Origin of the sequence: Streptomyces sp. NBC_01016 (assembly GCF_026341035.1) — a bacterium.
GTDB lineage: Bacteria > Actinomycetota > Actinomycetes > Streptomycetales > Streptomycetaceae > Streptomyces.
Genome location: NZ_JAPEOQ010000001.1, coordinates 5,880,299 through 5,896,507, shown reverse-complemented (window position 1 = coordinate 5,896,507; position 16,209 = coordinate 5,880,299). Strand labels below are relative to the sequence as shown.

At 69.9% G+C, this 16,209-nt stretch carries 23 protein-coding genes and 1 pseudogene; 4 read left to right on the top strand and 20 right to left on the bottom strand.

Annotated features, from left to right (window positions below):
- Window positions 1-354: 354 nt before the first annotated feature.
- Window positions 355-3,006: a DEAD/DEAH box helicase gene (locus OG746_RS26675; RefSeq protein ID WP_266718617.1), complete on the top strand. Its 2,652-nt coding sequence runs from the start codon at window positions 355-357 to the stop codon at window positions 3,004-3,006.
- A 16-nt stretch (window positions 3,007-3,022) separates the two neighbouring features.
- Here OG746_RS26675 and OG746_RS45645 read toward each other — a convergent pair whose 3' ends face one another.
- The 3 genes from OG746_RS45645 to OG746_RS26660 all read right to left on the bottom strand — a co-directional run bounded on the left by OG746_RS45645 (window position 3,023) and on the right by OG746_RS26660 (window position 4,234).
- Complete coding sequence (locus OG746_RS45645; protein WP_524540451.1) at window positions 3,023-3,346, bottom strand: HU family DNA-binding protein; 324 nt, start codon at window positions 3,344-3,346, stop codon at window positions 3,023-3,025.
- 136 nt (window positions 3,347-3,482) lie between these two features.
- Window positions 3,483-3,857 carry a DUF6640 family protein gene (locus OG746_RS26665; RefSeq protein WP_266718615.1) on the bottom strand — a complete coding sequence of 125 codons (375 nt, stop codon included), beginning with the start codon at window positions 3,855-3,857 and terminating at the stop codon, window positions 3,483-3,485.
- 68 nt (window positions 3,858-3,925) lie between these two features.
- The gene (locus tag OG746_RS26660) at window positions 3,926-4,234 is read right to left on the bottom strand and encodes a GNAT family N-acetyltransferase (protein WP_266718613.1); all 309 of its coding nucleotides are present in this window, start codon (window positions 4,232-4,234) and stop codon (window positions 3,926-3,928) included.
- A gap of 123 nt (window positions 4,235-4,357) precedes the next feature.
- On the opposite strand from OG746_RS26660, the gene OG746_RS26655 reads away from it, so the two are divergent.
- Together OG746_RS26655 and OG746_RS26650 are read left to right on the top strand one after the other, a co-directional pair.
- On the top strand, window positions 4,358-4,543 hold the full coding sequence (locus tag OG746_RS26655; protein WP_266718611.1) for a hypothetical protein: 186 nt from the start codon (window positions 4,358-4,360) through the stop codon (window positions 4,541-4,543).
- Window positions 4,544-4,573: 30 nt separating this feature from the next.
- Entirely contained in the window at window positions 4,574-4,804 is a 231-nt protein-coding gene (locus OG746_RS26650) for a hypothetical protein (protein ID WP_266718610.1), read from the top strand.
- A 63-nt stretch (window positions 4,805-4,867) separates the two neighbouring features.
- Here OG746_RS26650 and OG746_RS26645 read toward each other — a convergent pair whose 3' ends face one another.
- From OG746_RS26645 to OG746_RS26610, 8 genes are read right to left on the bottom strand one after another with little or no spacing between them, the layout of a single operon-like run.
- Window positions 4,868-5,215: a hypothetical protein gene (locus OG746_RS26645; RefSeq protein WP_266718608.1), complete on the bottom strand. Its 348-nt coding sequence runs from the start codon at window positions 5,213-5,215 to the stop codon at window positions 4,868-4,870.
- Window positions 5,205-5,390 (bottom strand): hypothetical protein, encoded by a 186-nt coding sequence (locus tag OG746_RS26640; protein ID WP_266718606.1) that lies wholly within the window; start codon window positions 5,388-5,390, stop codon window positions 5,205-5,207. The genes OG746_RS26645 and OG746_RS26640 overlap by 11 nt, the downstream gene beginning before the upstream one ends.
- Window positions 5,383-5,634, bottom strand: coding sequence for a hypothetical protein (locus OG746_RS26635; protein WP_266718604.1), 252 nt, complete (start codon window positions 5,632-5,634; stop codon window positions 5,383-5,385). The genes OG746_RS26640 and OG746_RS26635 overlap by 8 nt, the downstream gene beginning before the upstream one ends.
- Complete coding sequence (locus tag OG746_RS26630; RefSeq protein WP_266718602.1) at window positions 5,631-5,882, bottom strand: hypothetical protein; 252 nt, start codon at window positions 5,880-5,882, stop codon at window positions 5,631-5,633. Before OG746_RS26630 ends, OG746_RS26635 begins: the two co-directional genes overlap by 4 nt.
- A complete protein-coding gene (locus tag OG746_RS26625; RefSeq protein WP_266718600.1) occupies window positions 5,879-6,088 on the bottom strand; it encodes a hypothetical protein in 210 nt (69 codons plus the stop codon). Before OG746_RS26625 ends, OG746_RS26630 begins: the two co-directional genes overlap by 4 nt.
- Window positions 6,085-6,300 carry a hypothetical protein gene (locus OG746_RS26620; RefSeq protein ID WP_266718598.1) on the bottom strand — a complete coding sequence of 72 codons (216 nt, stop codon included), beginning with the start codon at window positions 6,298-6,300 and terminating at the stop codon, window positions 6,085-6,087. The genes OG746_RS26625 and OG746_RS26620 overlap by 4 nt, the downstream gene beginning before the upstream one ends.
- A complete protein-coding gene (locus OG746_RS26615) occupies window positions 6,297-6,542 on the bottom strand; it encodes a hypothetical protein (protein WP_266718597.1) in 246 nt (81 codons plus the stop codon). The genes OG746_RS26620 and OG746_RS26615 overlap by 4 nt, the downstream gene beginning before the upstream one ends.
- Window positions 6,539-7,093, bottom strand: coding sequence for a hypothetical protein (locus OG746_RS26610; RefSeq protein ID WP_266718596.1), 555 nt, complete (start codon window positions 7,091-7,093; stop codon window positions 6,539-6,541). The genes OG746_RS26615 and OG746_RS26610 overlap by 4 nt, the downstream gene beginning before the upstream one ends.
- Before the next feature lie 358 nt (window positions 7,094-7,451).
- On the opposite strand from OG746_RS26610, the gene OG746_RS26605 reads away from it, so the two are divergent.
- Entirely contained in the window at window positions 7,452-7,757 is a 306-nt protein-coding gene (locus OG746_RS26605) for an Imm49 family immunity protein (protein ID WP_323179666.1), read from the top strand.
- A gap of 1 nt (window position 7,758) precedes the next feature.
- Here OG746_RS26605 and OG746_RS26600 read toward each other — a convergent pair whose 3' ends face one another.
- The 9 genes and pseudogenes from OG746_RS26600 to OG746_RS26560 form a co-directional block, all read right to left on the bottom strand.
- Window positions 7,759-8,514, bottom strand: a complete 756-nt coding sequence (locus tag OG746_RS26600; protein ID WP_266718595.1) for an enoyl-CoA hydratase/isomerase family protein — start codon at window positions 8,512-8,514, stop codon at window positions 7,759-7,761.
- Window positions 8,511-9,761, bottom strand: a complete 1,251-nt coding sequence (locus tag OG746_RS26595) for a cytochrome P450 (protein WP_266718593.1) — start codon at window positions 9,759-9,761, stop codon at window positions 8,511-8,513. The genes OG746_RS26600 and OG746_RS26595 overlap by 4 nt, the downstream gene beginning before the upstream one ends.
- Window positions 9,762-9,850: 89 nt before the next feature.
- Window positions 9,851-11,281, bottom strand: coding sequence for a cytochrome P450 family protein (locus OG746_RS26590; RefSeq protein ID WP_266718592.1), 1,431 nt, complete (start codon window positions 11,279-11,281; stop codon window positions 9,851-9,853).
- A 10-nt stretch (window positions 11,282-11,291) separates the two neighbouring features.
- Complete coding sequence (locus OG746_RS26585; RefSeq protein ID WP_266718591.1) at window positions 11,292-11,855, bottom strand: GTP-binding protein; 564 nt, start codon at window positions 11,853-11,855, stop codon at window positions 11,292-11,294.
- Window position 11,856: 1 nt separating this feature from the next.
- Complete coding sequence (locus tag OG746_RS26580; RefSeq protein WP_266718590.1) at window positions 11,857-12,240, bottom strand: DUF742 domain-containing protein; 384 nt, start codon at window positions 12,238-12,240, stop codon at window positions 11,857-11,859.
- Entirely contained in the window at window positions 12,233-13,048 is an 816-nt protein-coding gene (locus tag OG746_RS26575) for a roadblock/LC7 domain-containing protein (protein WP_266719214.1), read from the bottom strand. The genes OG746_RS26580 and OG746_RS26575 overlap by 8 nt, the downstream gene beginning before the upstream one ends.
- Window positions 13,049-13,068: 20 nt before the next feature.
- The gene (locus tag OG746_RS26570; RefSeq protein ID WP_266718589.1) at window positions 13,069-14,277 is read right to left on the bottom strand and encodes an ATP-binding protein; all 1,209 of its coding nucleotides are present in this window, start codon (window positions 14,275-14,277) and stop codon (window positions 13,069-13,071) included.
- Window positions 14,278-14,573: 296 nt separating this feature from the next.
- A pseudogene (locus tag OG746_RS26565) lies at window positions 14,574-14,899 on the bottom strand (methyltransferase, FxLD system); the annotation flags it as partial.
- Between the two features lie 172 nt (window positions 14,900-15,071).
- Window positions 15,072-16,079, bottom strand: coding sequence for an AraC family transcriptional regulator ligand-binding domain-containing protein (locus tag OG746_RS26560; protein ID WP_266718587.1), 1,008 nt, complete (start codon window positions 16,077-16,079; stop codon window positions 15,072-15,074).
- Between the last annotated feature and the right edge of the window lie 130 nt (window positions 16,080-16,209).

The window sequence follows — 16,209 nt, the reverse complement described above, 5'->3', positions numbered from 1 at the left end:
GCTGGCGGGATGCTGCGCATCCCGCTCAATCCCCATGCTGCGCATGGGGATTGAGGCTCCGTTCGCTGCGCTCTCGGAGCGGGTTCGAGCTTCGCTCTCACCTGGAGGCTTCCGCTGCGCTTCAGCCTTGGGGGCAGGTCCGCTGCCCTGGGGTTCCTTCGGCTGCGCCTGCGGAACTTGGGCCCGCTGGCGCGGGCCGGGCTAGCGGCAAAGGTGTGTGGCTGGTTGGGGTCTGGGGTGTTGGTGTCTTAGCTGCATCAAAATTGATGCAGCATGTACCTTTGGTGGAAGCATGGGACACCCTAGGGGTGAGATCCTCGCCTGAATGAATTCAGGCGTTGAGGGGGCACGAAGATGTCAGCGATTCGGCTCAAGGGGCACCAGGTAGCTCAACGCTCCGCGTTTCGCCGGTGGGTGGGGTTCCCTGAAAGGGCACCGGTGTCCCCGCAGGGTGCCCGGGGCACGATCGTGTCCGCGACCGGCTCGGGCAAGACGATCACGGCCGCCGCATGCGCGCTGGAGTCGTTCGCGGGCGGTCGGATCCTGGTCATGGTGCCGACCCTGGACCTGCTCGCGCAGACCGTCGAGGCCTGGCGTCTGGTGGGCCACACCGCGCCGATGGTCACGGTGTGCTCGCTGGAGAACGACCCGGTCCTGGGTGCGTTGGGGGTGCGCACCACCACCAACCCGATCCAGCTCGCCCTGTGGGCCGGACACGGACCCGTCATCGTGCTCGCCACATACGCCTCCCTCGTGGACCGCGAGGACTTCGACGACCCTGCGGGTCAGCGGAAGGTGCGCGGGCCGCTGGAGGCCGCTCTCGCGGGCGGGGAGCAGCTGTACGGACAGCGGATGGACGGTTTTTCGCTCGCCATCGTCGACGAGGCGCACTCAACCGCAGGCGATCTTGGCAAGCCATGGGCGGCGATCCACGACAACGCCCGCGTCCCCGCCGACTACCGGCTCTACCTCACCGCAACCCCCCGCATCCTCGCCGCGCCCCGCCCGCAGAAGGGCCCGCACGGCCAGGAGGCGGAGATCGCGTCCATGGGCCAGGACTCCGAGATCTACGGACCATGGCTGGCCGAGCTGGGACTCTCGGAGGCGATCGAACGCGAAATCCTCGCCGGATTCGAGATCGACGTCCTCGAGATCCGCGACCCCTCCCCCGTCCTCGGGGAATCCGAAGAGGCGCAGCGTGGCCGGCGCCTGGCCCTGCTCCAGACCGCACTCCTGGAACACGCCGCGAAGTGGAACCTCCGTACGGTGATGACCTTCCATCAGAAGGTGGAGGAAGCAGCGGCCTTCGCGGAGAAACTGCCGGAGACCGCCGCGGAGCTGTACGCCAACGACACCTCCGAGGACGGCCTGGTGGCCGCGGACCGGCTCCCCGCATCATCGATCGACGCCGACTTCTACGAACTCGACGCCGGCCGCCACGTACCACCAGAGCGCGTCTGGTCAGCATGGCTGTGCGGCGACCACCACGTCACCGAACGCCGGGAAGCCCTGCGCCAGTTCGCAGAGGGCATCGACGCCAGCAACCGGCGCGTGCACCGCGCGTTCCTCGCCAGCTGTCGCGTACTCGGAGAAGGCGTCGACATCACCGGCAAACGAGGCGTGGAAGCCGTCTGCTTCGCCGACACCCGCGGCTCCCAGGTCGAGATCGTGCAGAACATCGGCCGCGCACTCCGCCTCAACAAAGACGGCTCCACCAAGGTCGCACGGATCATCGTGCCCGTGTTCCTGAAGCCCGGCGAAAACCCCACCGACATGATCGCCAGCGCCTCGTTCCGTCCGCTCGTAGCTGTGCTCCAGGGTCTGCGATCGCATGATGAACGACTCGTCGAGCAGCTCGCCTCCCGCGCCCTCACCAGCGGAAAGCGCACGGTCCACATCCAGCGGGACAAGAGCGGCCGGATCGTCGGGGCCGGCGGCGAAGATGACGGCGACGACCAGGAGCAGGACGACACTGCCGAGTCCGTACTGCTCCGCTTCTCCTCCCCCAGAGACGCGGCCACGATCGCCGCCTTTCTGCGCACCCGGGTCTACCAGCCCGAGTCGCTGGTGTGGCTGGAGGGCTACCAAGCCCTGCTGCGCTGGCGGGCCGAGAACCAGATCACCGGCCTCTACGCCGTCCCCTACGACGCCGAGACCGAGGTCGGCGTCACCAAGGACTTCCCCCTCGGCAGGTGGGTGCACCAGCAGCGCAAAGCACTACGGGCCGGGGAACTGGAGGAGCGGCGCAAGACCCTGCTGGACGCCCCGGAAGCCGGGATGGCGTGGGAGCCGGGCGAGGAAGCCTGGGAGAACAAGCTCGCCGCGCTCCGCTCGTACCGGCGGGCCACCGGACACCTCGCACCCCGCCAGGACGCAGTGTGGGGCGAGAGCGAGACGCTGGTGCCCGTCGGACAGCACATCGCCAACCTCCGCCGGAAGGGGCAGAAGAACGGCCTGGGCAAGGCCCCGGTGCGCGCCGCCGTACGTGCGGCGCAGCTAGCGGAGATCGACCCGGACTGGAACTGCCCGTGGCCGCTGGACTGGCAGCGGCACTACCGCGTCCTGGCCGACCTCGCCGCCGACGAACCCGACGGCCGGCTCCCCGACATCGCACCCGGCGTACTCATGGACAGCGACGACATCGGCAAATGGCTGAAGCAGCAGAAGCAGCCGGGCAACTGGGCACGGCTCCTTCCCGAGCAGCAGGAGCGGCTGACCAAGCTGGGCATCCAGCCCGCCCCGACAGCCACTCGTACGACGAAGGGACCGAGCAAAGCGCAGCAGGCATTCCAACGAGGCCTGACAGCCCTCACGCAGTGGGTCGAGCGGGAAGGCGCCCACCGGCCGGTGCCGCGCGGACACAGCGAACCGATCGCCGTCGACGGCGAAGCGGAGCCAGTGATTGTGAAGCTGGGCGTATGGATCACCAACACCAAGACCCGGCGCGACAAACTCGACGCCGAGCAGCTGGGCGCACTAAGGGAGTTGGGCATCACCTGGGCGTAACGCTTGTGCGGTAAGGCTAGTGAGTCCGATTGTGGTTCGGTACACATCGCCGTCTCTCGGTATCTCGAGGTTCCACGTCTGCGAGGTGTCTGCGTGCCTCGCCAGCGTCCCGGCTTCGAGGGGGCTGCTTGTTCTTGGCGGCCTTCTTGAGCTTGGAGTCCGCGGTCGCCTTCACGCTGTAGGCAGTGGGGATGGTGATCGCCTCGCCTGTGGAGGGGTTGCGGCCCGTGCGCTCGGCCCGGTGGGTGTGTTCGTTGTGACGAGGATTTTTAGTTGGCGTACAAGGAGGGGTAGTTGGTGTGTCGATCTCCTGGTCTGGCCGTGCAGGGAAGCGGAGCACACGAAGATCAGTGATGAGATCCCGCCCGGTCGGAAGGTTGGGCGGGATCTCTGTATCTCTGACTCCTGTTCCACGTGGTGGTGGAGTTGTGTGATCCCCGTGCGGCGGAGCACGGTGAGGAATCGGCGGCCGGGTATCACCGGCGCAGCCGTCGGCGTTCCAGGGCGAAGGCCAGGCCGTTGAGGGTGAGTGTGGCCCCGGCGAGTACTGCTTGCGGGGCGCCCTTCTTCGGCGGGTCCATGAAGGCGGTTCCGGGGTACGCGATGGCCGACATCTGGGTGATCCAGTACAGCGAGGCGGCACCGGTCGCCAGTTTCAGTCGCTCGCCGGAGGCGTCGGCTCCGCGGCCCCACAGTGCCCACAGTCCGATGGCGCCGAGTGCGGCGCCGGTGCTCATGGTCTGCGCGTTGTGGAATTTCGCGTGTGGCGGCCAGTTGGGGTTGTGGATGTGTGTTTCGTTCCAGTCGGCGATGTAGGCGCCGCACATGGTGCTGATGGAGGTCAGTGACAACAGAACGCGTCCAGGAGCTGAGGGGTGTCATCTGCTGGTAGCTCCGTTGTGCTGCCACGACGCTTTGTCTACTCGGCCAGATCGTCTTGGTAGACCACGGACACAGCCCGCATCCCGAGCGCCTCGTAGAAGGCGCGCCCGTCTCTATTGCGGGGCGAGCAGTGGACGATCAACGGTGCCAGGGCGTGTTCTCTTGCCCAGGTGCGGACGTGGTCGACGAGTAGGCGTCCTGTTCCGTTTCCGCGGTGCTCCGGTGCGACCCACAGTTCGTGGATCACGCAGCATCCTCGTTCGTCCGGGCCGGCCAGGATGTAGCCGTACTCGGTGCGGTACTTCATCCCGTTTGCCGGGGCCGGGCGGTCGGGGTCGAACGGCACGGTCACGCCCTCCAGGGCCAGTGGTGGACTTGTCGGTTCTGAGGCGGCGGGAAACGACGCCGGTTCTCGCTCGCCTTGCGGACCCGCACCGGTCAGCCGAGCTTCCTCTCATAAAGTCGCAGAATGGAGGGAAAGGAAGCAGCTCAGGTCGAATTGAACGCCGCCTCTGCAAGGGCCCGCTCCGAAGGCCCGACGGAGGAGAACGTCACGGCCTTCGAGGATGCAGTCATCCGCCTCGCAGCGGCCCATGGCGTCACCCTGGCTCCCGCGGCCCCCGCCACCGGGCAGCTGCGGACGGATCCGAGCTGACCCGACCTCGCTCCGCCGACGGTGATCCGGTTGTGGATCTCTGCCGCCGTATCGCGCCTCCACTCGGCCGACGACGAGGGCCGGAAGCTCGAGCACCTCGATGATGATGAACGCGAGAAGCAACGCGAGGTCTGGTTCGAGGCCGCGGCGAGGGCACAGGATGCGGTCTCCATGTACGCGTTCAAAAGCGACCTCAACCGGTTCGACGTCGAGAAGCAGCTCCGTCAGGTCACTCGGAACCCACCGAAGCAGGAGGAGTAGAAACTTCGGGAGCGGCCGTAATGGTCGCGATTCCCGGACAGGGGGGCCAGGCTCCCTGCTTGGCTACCAGTTCATGTGGCTGGGCATGCCGCACTTCCCGGAGGCGTCCCGCGTGGGACAGTCGCCCCAGCCGAGCATGAAGAGCGCCATGGCCAGCGCCAGCACTACGAGCATGACGGCGAGGCCGGTACGCGTGGCCAGGAACCGGCTGATACGGGTGCCGGAGCTGCCCAGCCGTTTGTCGCGGTACACCGTGGCCCGGCGCAGGTTCCAGACAGCGCAGACGGCGACGGTGATGGCACCGAAGGCCGCCGACACCCAGCCGTCATGGAAGAGGCCCTGGGCGACGTAGGCGACCATGCCGCCGAGGATGAGCGCGTACATGATCCGGACCAGGACGTTAATGATCATCGTCGTTCCCGCGCTGCTCGATGCGCCGGGCGTGGAAGTAGTTCCAGCCCACGGAGCCGAGAAAAATGCACCCGCCGTTGATGACGGCGTTCCACTTTCCCGTGACGGCTTCGATGGCGCCCAGAACGGCGAACACGACCAAGGCGTACAGGACGAGCCTCGTGGGCTTACCCATCTTCGCCCTCGTTGTGCTCCGGCCGGTCGGAACGGCGCCACCACCACTGGAACAGGAGGTGGACCCCCGTGCCGCTGACGCCCGCGCCGATCGCCATGTCCCACTTGCCTGTGATGAACCCGAGGGCGCCGAAGACCATGACGGCCGTGGCGACGTTCACCACGATCTCCAGGACGGTGAGCGGCTTCGGCGGGTCCGCAACCACACCCACGAACTTCAGCCGCCGTTTGGCAGGCGGCTTCATCGGTTCGCCTTTGCCAGACGGAGTGCGTCACGGATGTTCTTGACGGTGGCCACGAACAGCGCGCAGAGGACGGCTCCCAAGAGGGCCCACAGCCGCCACGGCATGACCACGGCGACATCGGAACCGAATCCGCTCCAGGTGCTGCCGCCGACCCCGCCAGCGGCGACCCCGCCAGCGGCGATGCCGCCAGTGGTGATGCCGCCAGTGGTGGCGGGCATCGCACCGAGCTTCTTCAGGCGCTTGATCACTTGGGGCCCTTCTTCCATGTGCGCCGCATGCGCCACCAGTTCCAGACGGACGAGGCAATCAGCGCGCCGATGCAGGCCGCCTGCACCGAGTAGCGCCATACGGAGACCTCGACGCCGCCCGCGAGGCAGTAGCCCACGACGAGCCCGATCTGGACGGCATGGAACCTCCGGCTGCGCGGCGGCCCGCTGGGCGAGATCCACTTCATCGGTTCGCCTTCGCCAGCCGGACCATGTCACGGACGTTCTGGACGATGATCACGATCAGTGGGAGGAGAACGATTCCTACGAGGGCACACAGCCACCACGGCACGACTGCGCCGCCGGATCCGCCCCAGGCGGCGCCGCTCGCCCCGCCCGCCACGCTGACCGCAGCACCGCCCGGCACGGCGCCGAGGTTCTTCTTCAGGTGCTTCTTCATCGGCGCTTCACCTCGCGGCGCATGAGGCGGTCGAGGCGCGTCAGCAGGGCCTGGCGCTCGGCACGCTGCCTGCGCCGCTTGCGGCGGGCATCGCGGATGATCCTGCAGGCGAGGGCGGCGGGCATGAAGGTGCCCCACAGCCGCCACCCGGTCGAGGCGTCCGAGTCCGTGGCGTTGGCAATGCCGAGGATGGTCAGCGCGATGAGCAGGACCCGGTCCGTCCCGTCCATGTGGAGCTTCACTTCGGCTTCCTCTTCCCTGCGTGCCGCTTGCGCCGGTCGCTGCGGAAGTGCCAGGCCAGAAAGCTGATGACGTAGACGCCGATGGCCAGCTCGCGCACGCGGCCCCAGCCGGTGCGGCTCGTGACGGCGTTGCAGACGGTGGCCATGATCAGCACGACCAGGGCGACGACCAGCCACTTGTCCGAGCGCGTCACCTGTGTCCCCGGGCGTGCGCGCGTGCCCATCGGACCAGGACGATCCCGAAGGCGCAGAGGACGAGCGGCGCGACGCCTGCCCACCACGTGCCACGTGGTTTTGAAGGCGAAGATCCCGATCAGGCCGAGGATTTCCGCAAGGACGGCGCCGCAGAGGGTGACCCGGGCCGCGCCCCGCTGCACCGCGGCGTTCACACGCGGCGGGTGCGTGCCGTCGCGGCGCTGCTTGTACCGGCCGTAGAAGGCCGGCCCGATCAGGGCGGCGAAGAGGAGCACCAGGAACGGCCCCTCTGCCCCGTCGGGCAGCAGGGCGGATATGAGGCTCCCGGAGCCTCTGCCGCTGTGGGCCGGGGTCATCACGTGCTGTCTTTCCGCTCGATAAGCCCCCGGCTGTCGATGTGTCCGGGGGACGCTAGGCGGCGGGCCGGACGCGGCGGAAATTGATCATGGGTGTTCGTTGCATGTCTCACACGGTTCGCCGGCCGAGCGCCTCGATCGCGAGTAGACGCAGCAGACCCGCAAGATCGCCCGACACCCGCAGTCGCCGCAGCGACAGGCCGCTCTTCCATCGCGTCGGTGAGTTCAGCGCGTAGCGTGCGGCTCGGTCTCCGATGCAGCCGGTCTCGCGCAGGTGGACGCCCTGTGCGGTTACTTGACGCCGTCGGCCGGCCGTCTGCCCCGCGGCTGGCCGGAAGTTCCCCTGTGGATGCCGTCGATGGGCGAGCGCCTCGACGCTGCCCTCGCGCTGGATGCGGCCGGGGCCACGGGCCCCGACCAGCGGCTGCTGCGCATCCTGCTCCGCGGCGACCAGGCCGCGTTCGAGCAGGCGCTGCACGAACGGCTCGTCACCCACCGAAGCGCCGCCGGTGAAGAGGCCGGGCCCGAGAGCCTGCTCCCCCTGGGCGCGATCGCTCTGTCCGTGCTCGCCTGCAGGTCCACGGCTGGGACCTGCACGGCGACCTCTGCCTATCTGCCTGCCTCACTCCTGCAGGCGCCCGCCCCGGCTCCGAGCCCGTCCTGAATTACAGGTGGGCGGTGAGGAGATTGGCGTCGAGCAGGCCCAGGTCGGCGGTGCGGTCGGCGCGGGCGTAGCCGGTCAGTATCCGTTTGGCGGCGATCATTGATTCCTGGGAGCGGCGGCCGAGGAGACGCGTCCAGGCGGTGACCGCGCGGTCGAGGCCCTCTTCGGGCACGGTTTCGTGCAGGAAGTCGATCCGGTGCGCGGTGGCAGCGTCGAACTCGCGGCTGGTCAGCATGAGTTCACGGATGCGGGAGACTCCGACCTCGGTGATGAGGCGGCCGGTGGCGCCGCCCCATGCGGGTGGCAGTCCGAGGCCTACTTCGGGCATGCGGTAGCGGCTGGTGTCGGCGCCGACGCGGAGGTCACAGTAGGAGACGAGGGCGAGGCCGGCACCGGTGACCCGGCCGTGGAGGCGCGCGATGGTGATGGCGTCGGTGGTCTCCAGGGCCTGACAGAGCCGGAAGCCCTTGTCGACGATGCGGCGCAGGGCCGCGCCGGTCGGGTCGGCCTTGCGTGCGTCGGCGAACTCGCTGCGGTCGGCTCCCAGGCAGAAGTCGTCGGCCAGCGAGGACAGGACCAGGACCTTCACGTCGGTGCGCTCGGTGAGGCTGTCGAGCAGTCGCAGGAGGTCGTCGATGGCGGCGACGTCGAGGACGGCGTCCGTGCGGCCGGCGTGGAGCCGGGCGTGCAGGACGGGCCCGTCCTGGTCGAGGTGGAGGGTTTTGTAGCCGTCGGAGGGCTGGAGGTGGTCGGTCATGCGAGGGTGAGGTCCAGGTTCAGGAGGCGGCGGAAGGCGACGCGGGGCGCCCAGGTGGGCGGGCGTACGAGGGTGAGGCGGGGGATGCGGCGGGTGAGTTGGGTGATGAGGGTCTGTGCTTCCAGGCGGGCCAGGGGGGCGCCGAGGCAGTAGTGGACGCCGCCGCTGAAGGCGAGGTGGCCGCCGGGGTTTCGGTGCGGGTTGTAGGTGGCGGGGTCGGCGTGCCGGTGCGGGTCGTGGTGGGCGGCGCCGATCAGGAGGTGGGCCATCTCGCCCTCACGGATGTCGCGGCCGGCCAGGCGCATGTCGTGGGAGGCGACGCGGCTGATCACATGGGTGGGCGGGTCGTAGCGCAGGCTCTCCTCCACGGCGCCCGGGACGAGTTCGGGGTCGGCGGCGACCGCGTCCCAGTGCAGGGGGTGTTCGACGAGGTGGAGGACCGCTTGCGACAGCAGGGTCGCGGTGGTCTCCAGCGCGGCCAGCAGGACGAAGCGGGCCAGGTGGTAGACCTGGTGGTCGGCCTGGTCGCGGTCGGTTTCGAGGGTGTCCCAGGTGCGGATCCACTGCGAGACGGGGTCGTCTCCCGGGCGGGCGCGGCGAGCGCGGACGAGGTCGGTGAAGTACGTGCGCAGTTCCACGGTTGCGGCGTCGGAGCGGGCGAGCTGACTGGCCGTCGGCAGGAGTTCCTGGGTGAACACCTGGTCGTGGGTGAGCTCGCGCAGCCGGGGCCAGTCGGCGCGGGGCAAGCCCAGCCAGTGTCCGACCGTGGCGATGGGGAGCTCCTCGCCGACCAGGGCTGCGAAGTCGGCCTCCCCGTGGCGGAGTTGTTCGTGGAATGTGTCGAGGAGGCGGTCGGTGGCTGTCGTGATGACGGGGCGGAGACGGCCGATGGCGGCGCGGTCGAAACCGTCGGCCGCCCGGCGTATTCGGGCGTGTTCCGGCCCGTTGAGGTTGGGCAGGGCGTGGCTCATCTCCTGCGAGGACGGCGCGGCCCAGCGGGTGCCTGGGCCCTGCCGCTCGCGCCAGCGCCGGTCGGGTTCGCACCACTGCCGGTCGCGCAGGACCTGGTCGCACTCGGCGAACCCGGTGACCAGGTGGCCGCCCCAGGGTGCGGGGCTGACCGGTCCTGATGCAGCGAGTTCGGCGTAGTGAGGGAGTGGATTTGCCTGCCCCTGGGGGGTGCGCAGGCGCGAGAAGACTCTGACGGTGGCGCGGCGAAGATCCTGCGGCAGTACGGCGATTCCCACTGTGCTCCTTTCCGAGCATCAGCCGCCATGAATACCCACAAGATCATTTGAGTATCCAATGGCACCGCAGGAAAGTGGAGTTGCCTGCGTCACTCGCCCCTGGTCCATGCCACGAAGCGGCTGAACAGTCCCGCCTTGCGCTTTTTGCCCTGGCCGGACTCGTCCTCGACGCCGGCTCCGGTGGAAGCGGAGGCGGCCGGTTCGGCCGCGGGCGGCTGGAGGCCGGGCGTGGGCCGGGACACCGCCGGGGCGGCGGACTCGTACGGGGCGGAGGCGGTGGAGACGGCCCGTGGGGAGAAGCGCACGGGCAACGCGGCCAGCGCGCGGCTCCACGGCGAGGGCACCCAGTCGAGCGCCGAGAAGGGCCTGTCGAGCTCCAGGTCGGGCAGCCGGTTGAGCAGGCACTCGACCGCCGTCACCGCGATCAGCAGCGCCGGGTCCTTCGCCGGACACGCGTGGGGTCCCGCCCCGAACGCGAGATGGGCCTTCGAGTTGAGCTGGGCCCGGTGCTCGGTCAGCCGCGGATCCGTGTTGGCCGCGGCGAACGAGATGAGCACCGGATCGCCGGCCCGCAGCCTCCGCTCGCCGAGTTCGATGTCCACCGTCGGGTAGTGACCGGCGTAGTTGGCGATCGGCGCGTAGGACCACAGGGCCTGGGAGACGGCGTCCTCGACCGGAAGGCCGGTGGGCCAGTCCTCCCCCAGGTACAGGGCGGCGCTGGTGCCGATGGCCGCGGCGAGCGGGGCGGTGCCGCCGGAGAGCAGCGTGACGAGCTGCTGGAGCACGGCCTCGTCGGCCTCGGCCCGGTCGCTGGTGAGGAGGGTGTGCTGGCGGATCAGCTCGGTGGTGAGGTCGTCGCCCGGCCGGCGGTGCTTGAGCGAGATCAGCTCGGCGAGCGCCTGGCCGAGGATCTGGTCCGCGCCGGCGGCGCCCTCGAAGATGCCGGAGATCCCGGTGATGACCCGGTCGCCGATCTCGGGAGGGCAGCCGAACAGGTGGGAGAAGACCAAGAGGGGCAGGGGGCCGGCGTACTCGGCCATGAGCTCGGCGCGGCCGTGCCGGTCCGAGCTGAAGCCGCTGATGAGGTAGTCGGCGGAGGCCTGGGTCTGGCGGATCAGCGCACGCTCGTCCACGGTGGCCAGGGCAGCGGTGACGGCCTGGCGCAGCTTGGCGTGGTCGGCACCGTCGGCGAACAGGGCGTTGCGCCGCCAGGCCATCATCGGCAGGGCCGGGCTGTCGGCCGGCACCCGCCCCTCGTTCAGCGCGTTCCAGCGGCGCGCGTCGCGCGGGAAGGTGGCCGGGTTCTGCAGGATGTGCAGGGCGGCGTCGTAGCTGGTGACGAGTTCGACCTCGACGCCGGGGGCGATGTCGACGGGCGCGCTGGGCCCGGCCTGTCGCAGGTGCGCGTAGTAGGCCTCGGGGTTGGCCGCGAAATCGGTCCCGTACAGCTGGGTGTTGCCGCCCTGGGCGTGCGCCGGGCAGCCGGGCGGTATCAGGCGGGGGTCGGTCGGCTGGGACATGCAGGGGCTCCTAGGCGGCGAGCTGGGTCATGAGGTGCTGCACGAGGGTGATCAGTGCCTCGGCGGAGGAACGCTCGTCGCGTACGTCGCACCGCACGATCGGGGTCTCGGGGTGGAGGTTCAGTGCCTCGTGCACCTCCTTGAGGGCGTACTCGGTGCCGCCCGCGAAGGAGTTCACACCGACCGTGTAGGTGAGTCCGAACGACTCGACGAGGTCGAGGACGGCGAAGGACTCGTCGATGCGCGCGGGGTCGACCAGGACGAGCGCGCCCAGTGCGCCGCGCGAGAGGTCCTCCCACATTTCGGTGAACCGCTCCTGGCCGGGCGTGCCGAACAGGTAGAGGACCAGGCTGTCGGAGAGGGTGAGGCGGCCGAAGTCCATGGCCACGGTGGTGGTCGTCTTGTTCGGTGTGCTGGTGAGGTCGTCGAGCCCCACACTGGCCATCGTGATCTGCTCTTCGGTCCGCAGCGGTTTGATCTCCGAGAGACTGCCGATGCAGGTGGTTTTCCCCACGCCGAAATGGCCCACGATGAGCACCTTCACGGCCTGGCTGACAGAGGGATCCAGGTACACGTCACACTCCGAATTTCTTCTGCAGGCCGGTGCGCACAGCACGGACGAGGTCGATGTCCACCAGCTCGGCGGCCGGGACCGGCTGGCGGACGTCGAGCAGGCCGGCCTCCGCGAGTTGGGCCAGCAGGATGCGCACGACGCCGATCGGGAACCGGGTGTGGCCGGCGACCTCGGCGACGGACAGGACCCCGCCGGTGACCACTTCCATGACCCTGCGGGCCTCGGGCGTCAGGGCGCGCAGGGCGGCCTCGGACCCGTCGGCAGAGGTCACCATCGCGGTGTGCTCGAATTCGTGCTCGGGGGGCAGGGACCGCCCGTTCGTGATCACGAAGAGCGGGACGAGGTCGGACGTCAGCTCGAGGTCCGGACCGCTGGGCTCAGACATTGCCGGGCACCCTGCCGGCCCCGGCAGAGGCCGCGATCCTGAGCTCTGCCGCATGCAGCTGGGACGTCAAGTGCTCGATGTTGCAGTCGTGGTCGGCCGAGGCCGCCAGGAGCGCCCCGTCACCGGCGGCGATGAGGAAGATCCACCCGTGCTGGAACTCGATGGCCGTCTGCTGCCACGCCACGTCCGCGGTCGCGCCCGCGAACTGCGCGGCGGCCCGGCTGTTGGCGTGGATGCCGGTCATGGCCGCCGAGATCCGGTCGGCGAGATCGCGCGGCAGGCCCGAGGTGCCGCCGCGCGGCAGTCCGTCGCCGCCCAGCAGCACCGCGTGGCGGGCGCCGTGCACGTCGGCGAGCGCCACATCGAGCTCCTTGAGCACATCGGCCGTCTCCTCACCGGGCGCCGGCTCGGGGCTGCCGCGCCGGCCTGCCTGCGGACCGTCCACGCGAGGTGCGGACGTCATGTTGTGTCCCAGCCGGGCCACCAGACGGTGCATGCGGTAACTGATCTGCTGCATGTCCACATGGGGTTCCGCGGCCGCCGCCAGATAGGCGCCCTGACCGGCTCCGATCAGGAAGATCCAGCCGTGCTGGAACTCGATGATGGTCTGCGTCCAGGACGCGGCCGGCGCGGTTCCGACGAAGGGCGCCGTGGCCCGGCTCAGGGCCTGGATACCGGACATGGCCGTGGAGATGGTCACCAGGTCCCGCTCGCCGAGGCCCTCGGTGGATGCACGGGGCAGGCCGTCGGCGGACAGCAGGACCGCATGGCGCGCGCCGGGCACGTTGTTAACGATGTCATCGAGCATCCATGACAGGTCGGAGGTGCTCACCGCTCATCAGACCCTTCGCCCAGGGGGGACTCATCGGCGCGGGCTTCAAGGGTGCCGCGCTGGAACGCACCCAGGCCCCGGCTGGATGCCCGCGGCCCTGTCTGCGTGGCCTCGTCCACCGGACGGGGCGCGCGGACTGCTGCCGGGGAGGCCGTCGGCGTCTGCCGGGCAGCGCGCTTGGGCAGTCCGTGCGCGGTGCGCTGGGGAGCGACCCCGGACGGGCCCGGACCCTGCCGTACGGGTGCAGGGTGGGGGGCGGGGGCGGGAGCGGGAGCCGGCGCCGCGGCCTTGGGGGTCGCCTCTTCCATGGTCCACAACTCCTCGGGCAGTCGGACGACGGCCCGCACTCCGCCGTAGCGGGAGACCCCGGTGACGTCCACCTGGAAGCCGTGCTGACGGGCGATCAGGCCGATCACGGGGAAACCGAACTTGGGCTGCGTGCCCAGCTGCTGCAGCCGCGGCGCCTCGTCGCCGGAGAGCAGGGCGGTCGCCCGCTGCCGGTCCTCGTCGTTCATGCTGACGCCGGCGTCGTCGATGACGATGCAGAGGTTGCCCTGGACACGCTGGAACGTGACCTCGATCGGAGCGTCGTGCTGCGAGAAGCTCGCCGCGTTGTCCAGCAGCTCGGCGACCGCCAGGGCCACCGGGGTGACCGCGGACGCCTTGAGGGCGAGGCCGCTCTGCTGCATGATCGACACGCGCTGGAAGTTGCGGATCTGGCCCTTCGCGTTCTGCACGACGTCGTACACGCTGGCCGGCCGGTTGCGGCGGCCCAGCGGCGCACCGCACATCACCGCGATGCCCTGTGCCTTGCGTGCCATCTGGGCGTTCGCGTGCGCCACGTCGAGGAGGTCGCTGAGCACCTCGTGGCCGCCGTGCTTGCGCTGCACGGTGTCCAGCAGGGCGGTCTGTTCGGCCGCAAGGCTCTGCAGGAAGCTCGCCGCGCCCTTGAGGACGCTCTTCGTGCTGTCCTCCGCGGCCTCGCGCGCCCCGGCGATGACGCTCTCCCGCTCGGAGCGGGCCGCGGCCAACTCGCCCTGCTGGGCCGCGAGTTGCGCGGTGGCGCGGCTCAGCTCCTGTTTCTGCGCGGCCTCGGCCTGGCGTCTCTTCGCGGTCACCGCTCGGTTGCGGGTAATGAGTGCGACATTCGCGGCGACGGATATCAGCGCAATCGCACCCAGGGTCCACACAAGTGCGTGGGTCATGGACACCTCTCGTGGCACGGGCAGGAGGAACTGGCGACCCGTACCCCCGCTCTCACCCCGCAGGCACGTGTCAAGTCGGCACGCTGGATGAGTTGATCAAGATCGCCGCCGGGATGCTATCAGGACCGTTTCGCCTCAACCTGCCTGCCCAGCACCCCTGTTGGAAGATTCCGTTTGACCCGCCCGGCACCCGAATGATCCCAGCCACACACCCACCAGATTTCAGCCAGGTGTGCCCGCGCGGCCCGGGAGGATTCCTGCCTCGGCGCTCACGGCAAGCGGCGAGATGACCGATCGGCACCTTTCACGGCCGCCGTGGACGAGGGCAGGGGGCCTCGGTGAGCAGCCTGCCCCTGGCGGTCTTCGGCAACAGCATTCGGATCGGTCCGGACGGCAGAGGGCAGGCCGGGAAGAGCTCCATCCGCCCCGGGGACCCCATGGCGTGGACCGTCATGCCGGTCCACTCCTCGATGCGTGGCTGCGTCAGTACGTCGGCGAACGCGTTCTCGTCCAGCCGCAGGACGGCCGAGGTCTGGAGGCGTACGGTGCCGCCGCCGGTGAGCGGCACGCTCCGGCGGGCGTCCTCGGCGCTCCCGCGGCGCAGCGGCATGAAGGTGTTCATGGCCGCATCCACGCGGCGCTCACGGCGCCCGGAGCTGGCCCGGCGGTGTGCCGCGTCGTCCTCGTCGCGCCACCGCGCCCTGTGTTGGCCGTTGCTCTCCCCGATTCGCTGTCTTTCATGGGGTGCGTCGGAGTGTGTGCCGGCTCCCCGGGGTGGCTGGGTTCCTGGGGGGTTACGGCGAGGTGCGGGGGCGGCGCAGTTCGGCGGGGCCCTGGCCGTACCAGCGGTGGAGGGCGCGGCGCAGGGAGCGCGGGTCGGTGTAGCCGGTGCGGGTCGCGATCGACTCCACGGTCAGTGAGGTCGCGAGCAGCTGCTCCACGCGCCGCCGGCGGGCGCATTCCAGCTCCGTGCGCCAGGTGGTGTCCTGTTCGTGGAGGCGGCGCTGCACCGTGCGGGGTGACATCCCCAGTCTGTGGGCGATGTGGGTGAGGCTCAGTTCGGCCTCGCCGCGGAAGCGGTCGAGCCACGACAGCACAGTGCGGGAGGTGGCCACCCTGGTGCGTGCGTGGTCGCGCAGGATGGCTGCCAGTACCGGATCCGCCCGCGGCAGGGGCCGGTTCGTGTCGGCGGCCGAGAAGGTGACGGAGGGCGTCTCCGCGCCGAACGCGATGTTGCGGGTGCCGTACGTCTCGGCCAGGTGCCCGTGCCGGCGCGGCGCAGGGCCGGTGAGGGTCACCCGGAGCGGGGTCAGCGGGCGGCCGGCGCCCGAGGCGGCCGCGGTGAGGATCATCGACACGGCGAACTCGGCGATGATCGGGAAGATCGGGTGGCTGGCGAACCGGCCGTGGAAGGTGACGGTGAGTCCGGCGGCGTCGTGCACCGGTGTGAACGACTCCGACGGGTCGGTGACGACTGCCGCGTGGCGGTCGGCGTGCTCGAATGCTTCCGTGAGCGTATCGGCGCTGGTGAACAGGTAGTCCCACACGCCGAGCGAGCCGGGGCGCCACAGCCGCCAGGGCAGCGAGCCGCCGCCGAGGTCGCGCAGCTGAGCCGCCCACTCCTCCCATATCCGTACGAGCGAGGCCGAGGGCAGCCGTACGGCCTCGTCGTCCAGGCTTGCCAGCCCGGCCACCTTCGCCAGCCGGCTTCGGTCCAGTCCCGCCGCCTGTCCCGCGCGCAGCAGCAGCCGCGTCACGTGCGGGGGAACGGTTCCGGCCGGAACCCGGCCGGATGCGGACACGCCCGGACTCTATTCCAGGCCCTGGCCGGGGACAACGCTGTATTGCGCCGGGAGGCCCCGGCCGGGTGGATGCGGTGCGGTGCGGTGCGGTGCGTGCGGTCCAACTCGGCCCGCGGTCATGGGTGATAGG

Bases quoted from the DNA above. Each gene is read 5' to 3' on its own strand.
- OG746_RS26620 (WP_266718598.1), bottom strand. From the start codon at position 6,300: ATGAAGAAGCACCTGAAGAAGAACCTCGGCGCCGTGCCGGGCGGTGCT.
- OG746_RS26675 (WP_266718617.1), top strand. From the start codon at position 355: ATGTCAGCGATTCGGCTCAAGGGGCACCAGGTAGCTCAACGCTCCGCG.
- OG746_RS26590 (WP_266718592.1), bottom strand. From the start codon at position 11,281: ATGTCCCAGCCGACCGACCCCCGCCTGATACCGCCCGGCTGCCCGGCG.
- OG746_RS26625 (WP_266718600.1), bottom strand. From the start codon at position 6,088: ATGAAGTGGATCTCGCCCAGCGGGCCGCCGCGCAGCCGGAGGTTCCAT.
- OG746_RS26575 (WP_266719214.1), bottom strand. From the start codon at position 13,048: ATGCTCGATGACATCGTTAACAACGTGCCCGGCGCGCGCCATGCGGTC.
- OG746_RS26600 (WP_266718595.1), bottom strand. From the start codon at position 8,514: ATGACCGACCACCTCCAGCCCTCCGACGGCTACAAAACCCTCCACCTC.
- OG746_RS26655 (WP_266718611.1), top strand. From the start codon at position 4,358: ATGGAGGGAAAGGAAGCAGCTCAGGTCGAATTGAACGCCGCCTCTGCA.
- OG746_RS26605 (WP_323179666.1), top strand. From the start codon at position 7,452: ATGGGCGAGCGCCTCGACGCTGCCCTCGCGCTGGATGCGGCCGGGGCC.
- OG746_RS26645 (WP_266718608.1), bottom strand. From the start codon at position 5,215: ATGATCATTAACGTCCTGGTCCGGATCATGTACGCGCTCATCCTCGGC.
- OG746_RS26570 (WP_266718589.1), bottom strand. From the start codon at position 14,277: ATGACCCACGCACTTGTGTGGACCCTGGGTGCGATTGCGCTGATATCC.
- OG746_RS26580 (WP_266718590.1), bottom strand. From the start codon at position 12,240: ATGTCTGAGCCCAGCGGTCCGGACCTCGAGCTGACGTCCGACCTCGTC.
- OG746_RS26635 (WP_266718604.1), bottom strand. From the start codon at position 5,634: ATGAAGCCGCCTGCCAAACGGCGGCTGAAGTTCGTGGGTGTGGTTGCG.
- OG746_RS26640 (WP_266718606.1), bottom strand. From the start codon at position 5,390: ATGGGTAAGCCCACGAGGCTCGTCCTGTACGCCTTGGTCGTGTTCGCC.
- OG746_RS26610 (WP_266718596.1), bottom strand. From the start codon at position 7,093: ATGACCCCGGCCCACAGCGGCAGAGGCTCCGGGAGCCTCATATCCGCC.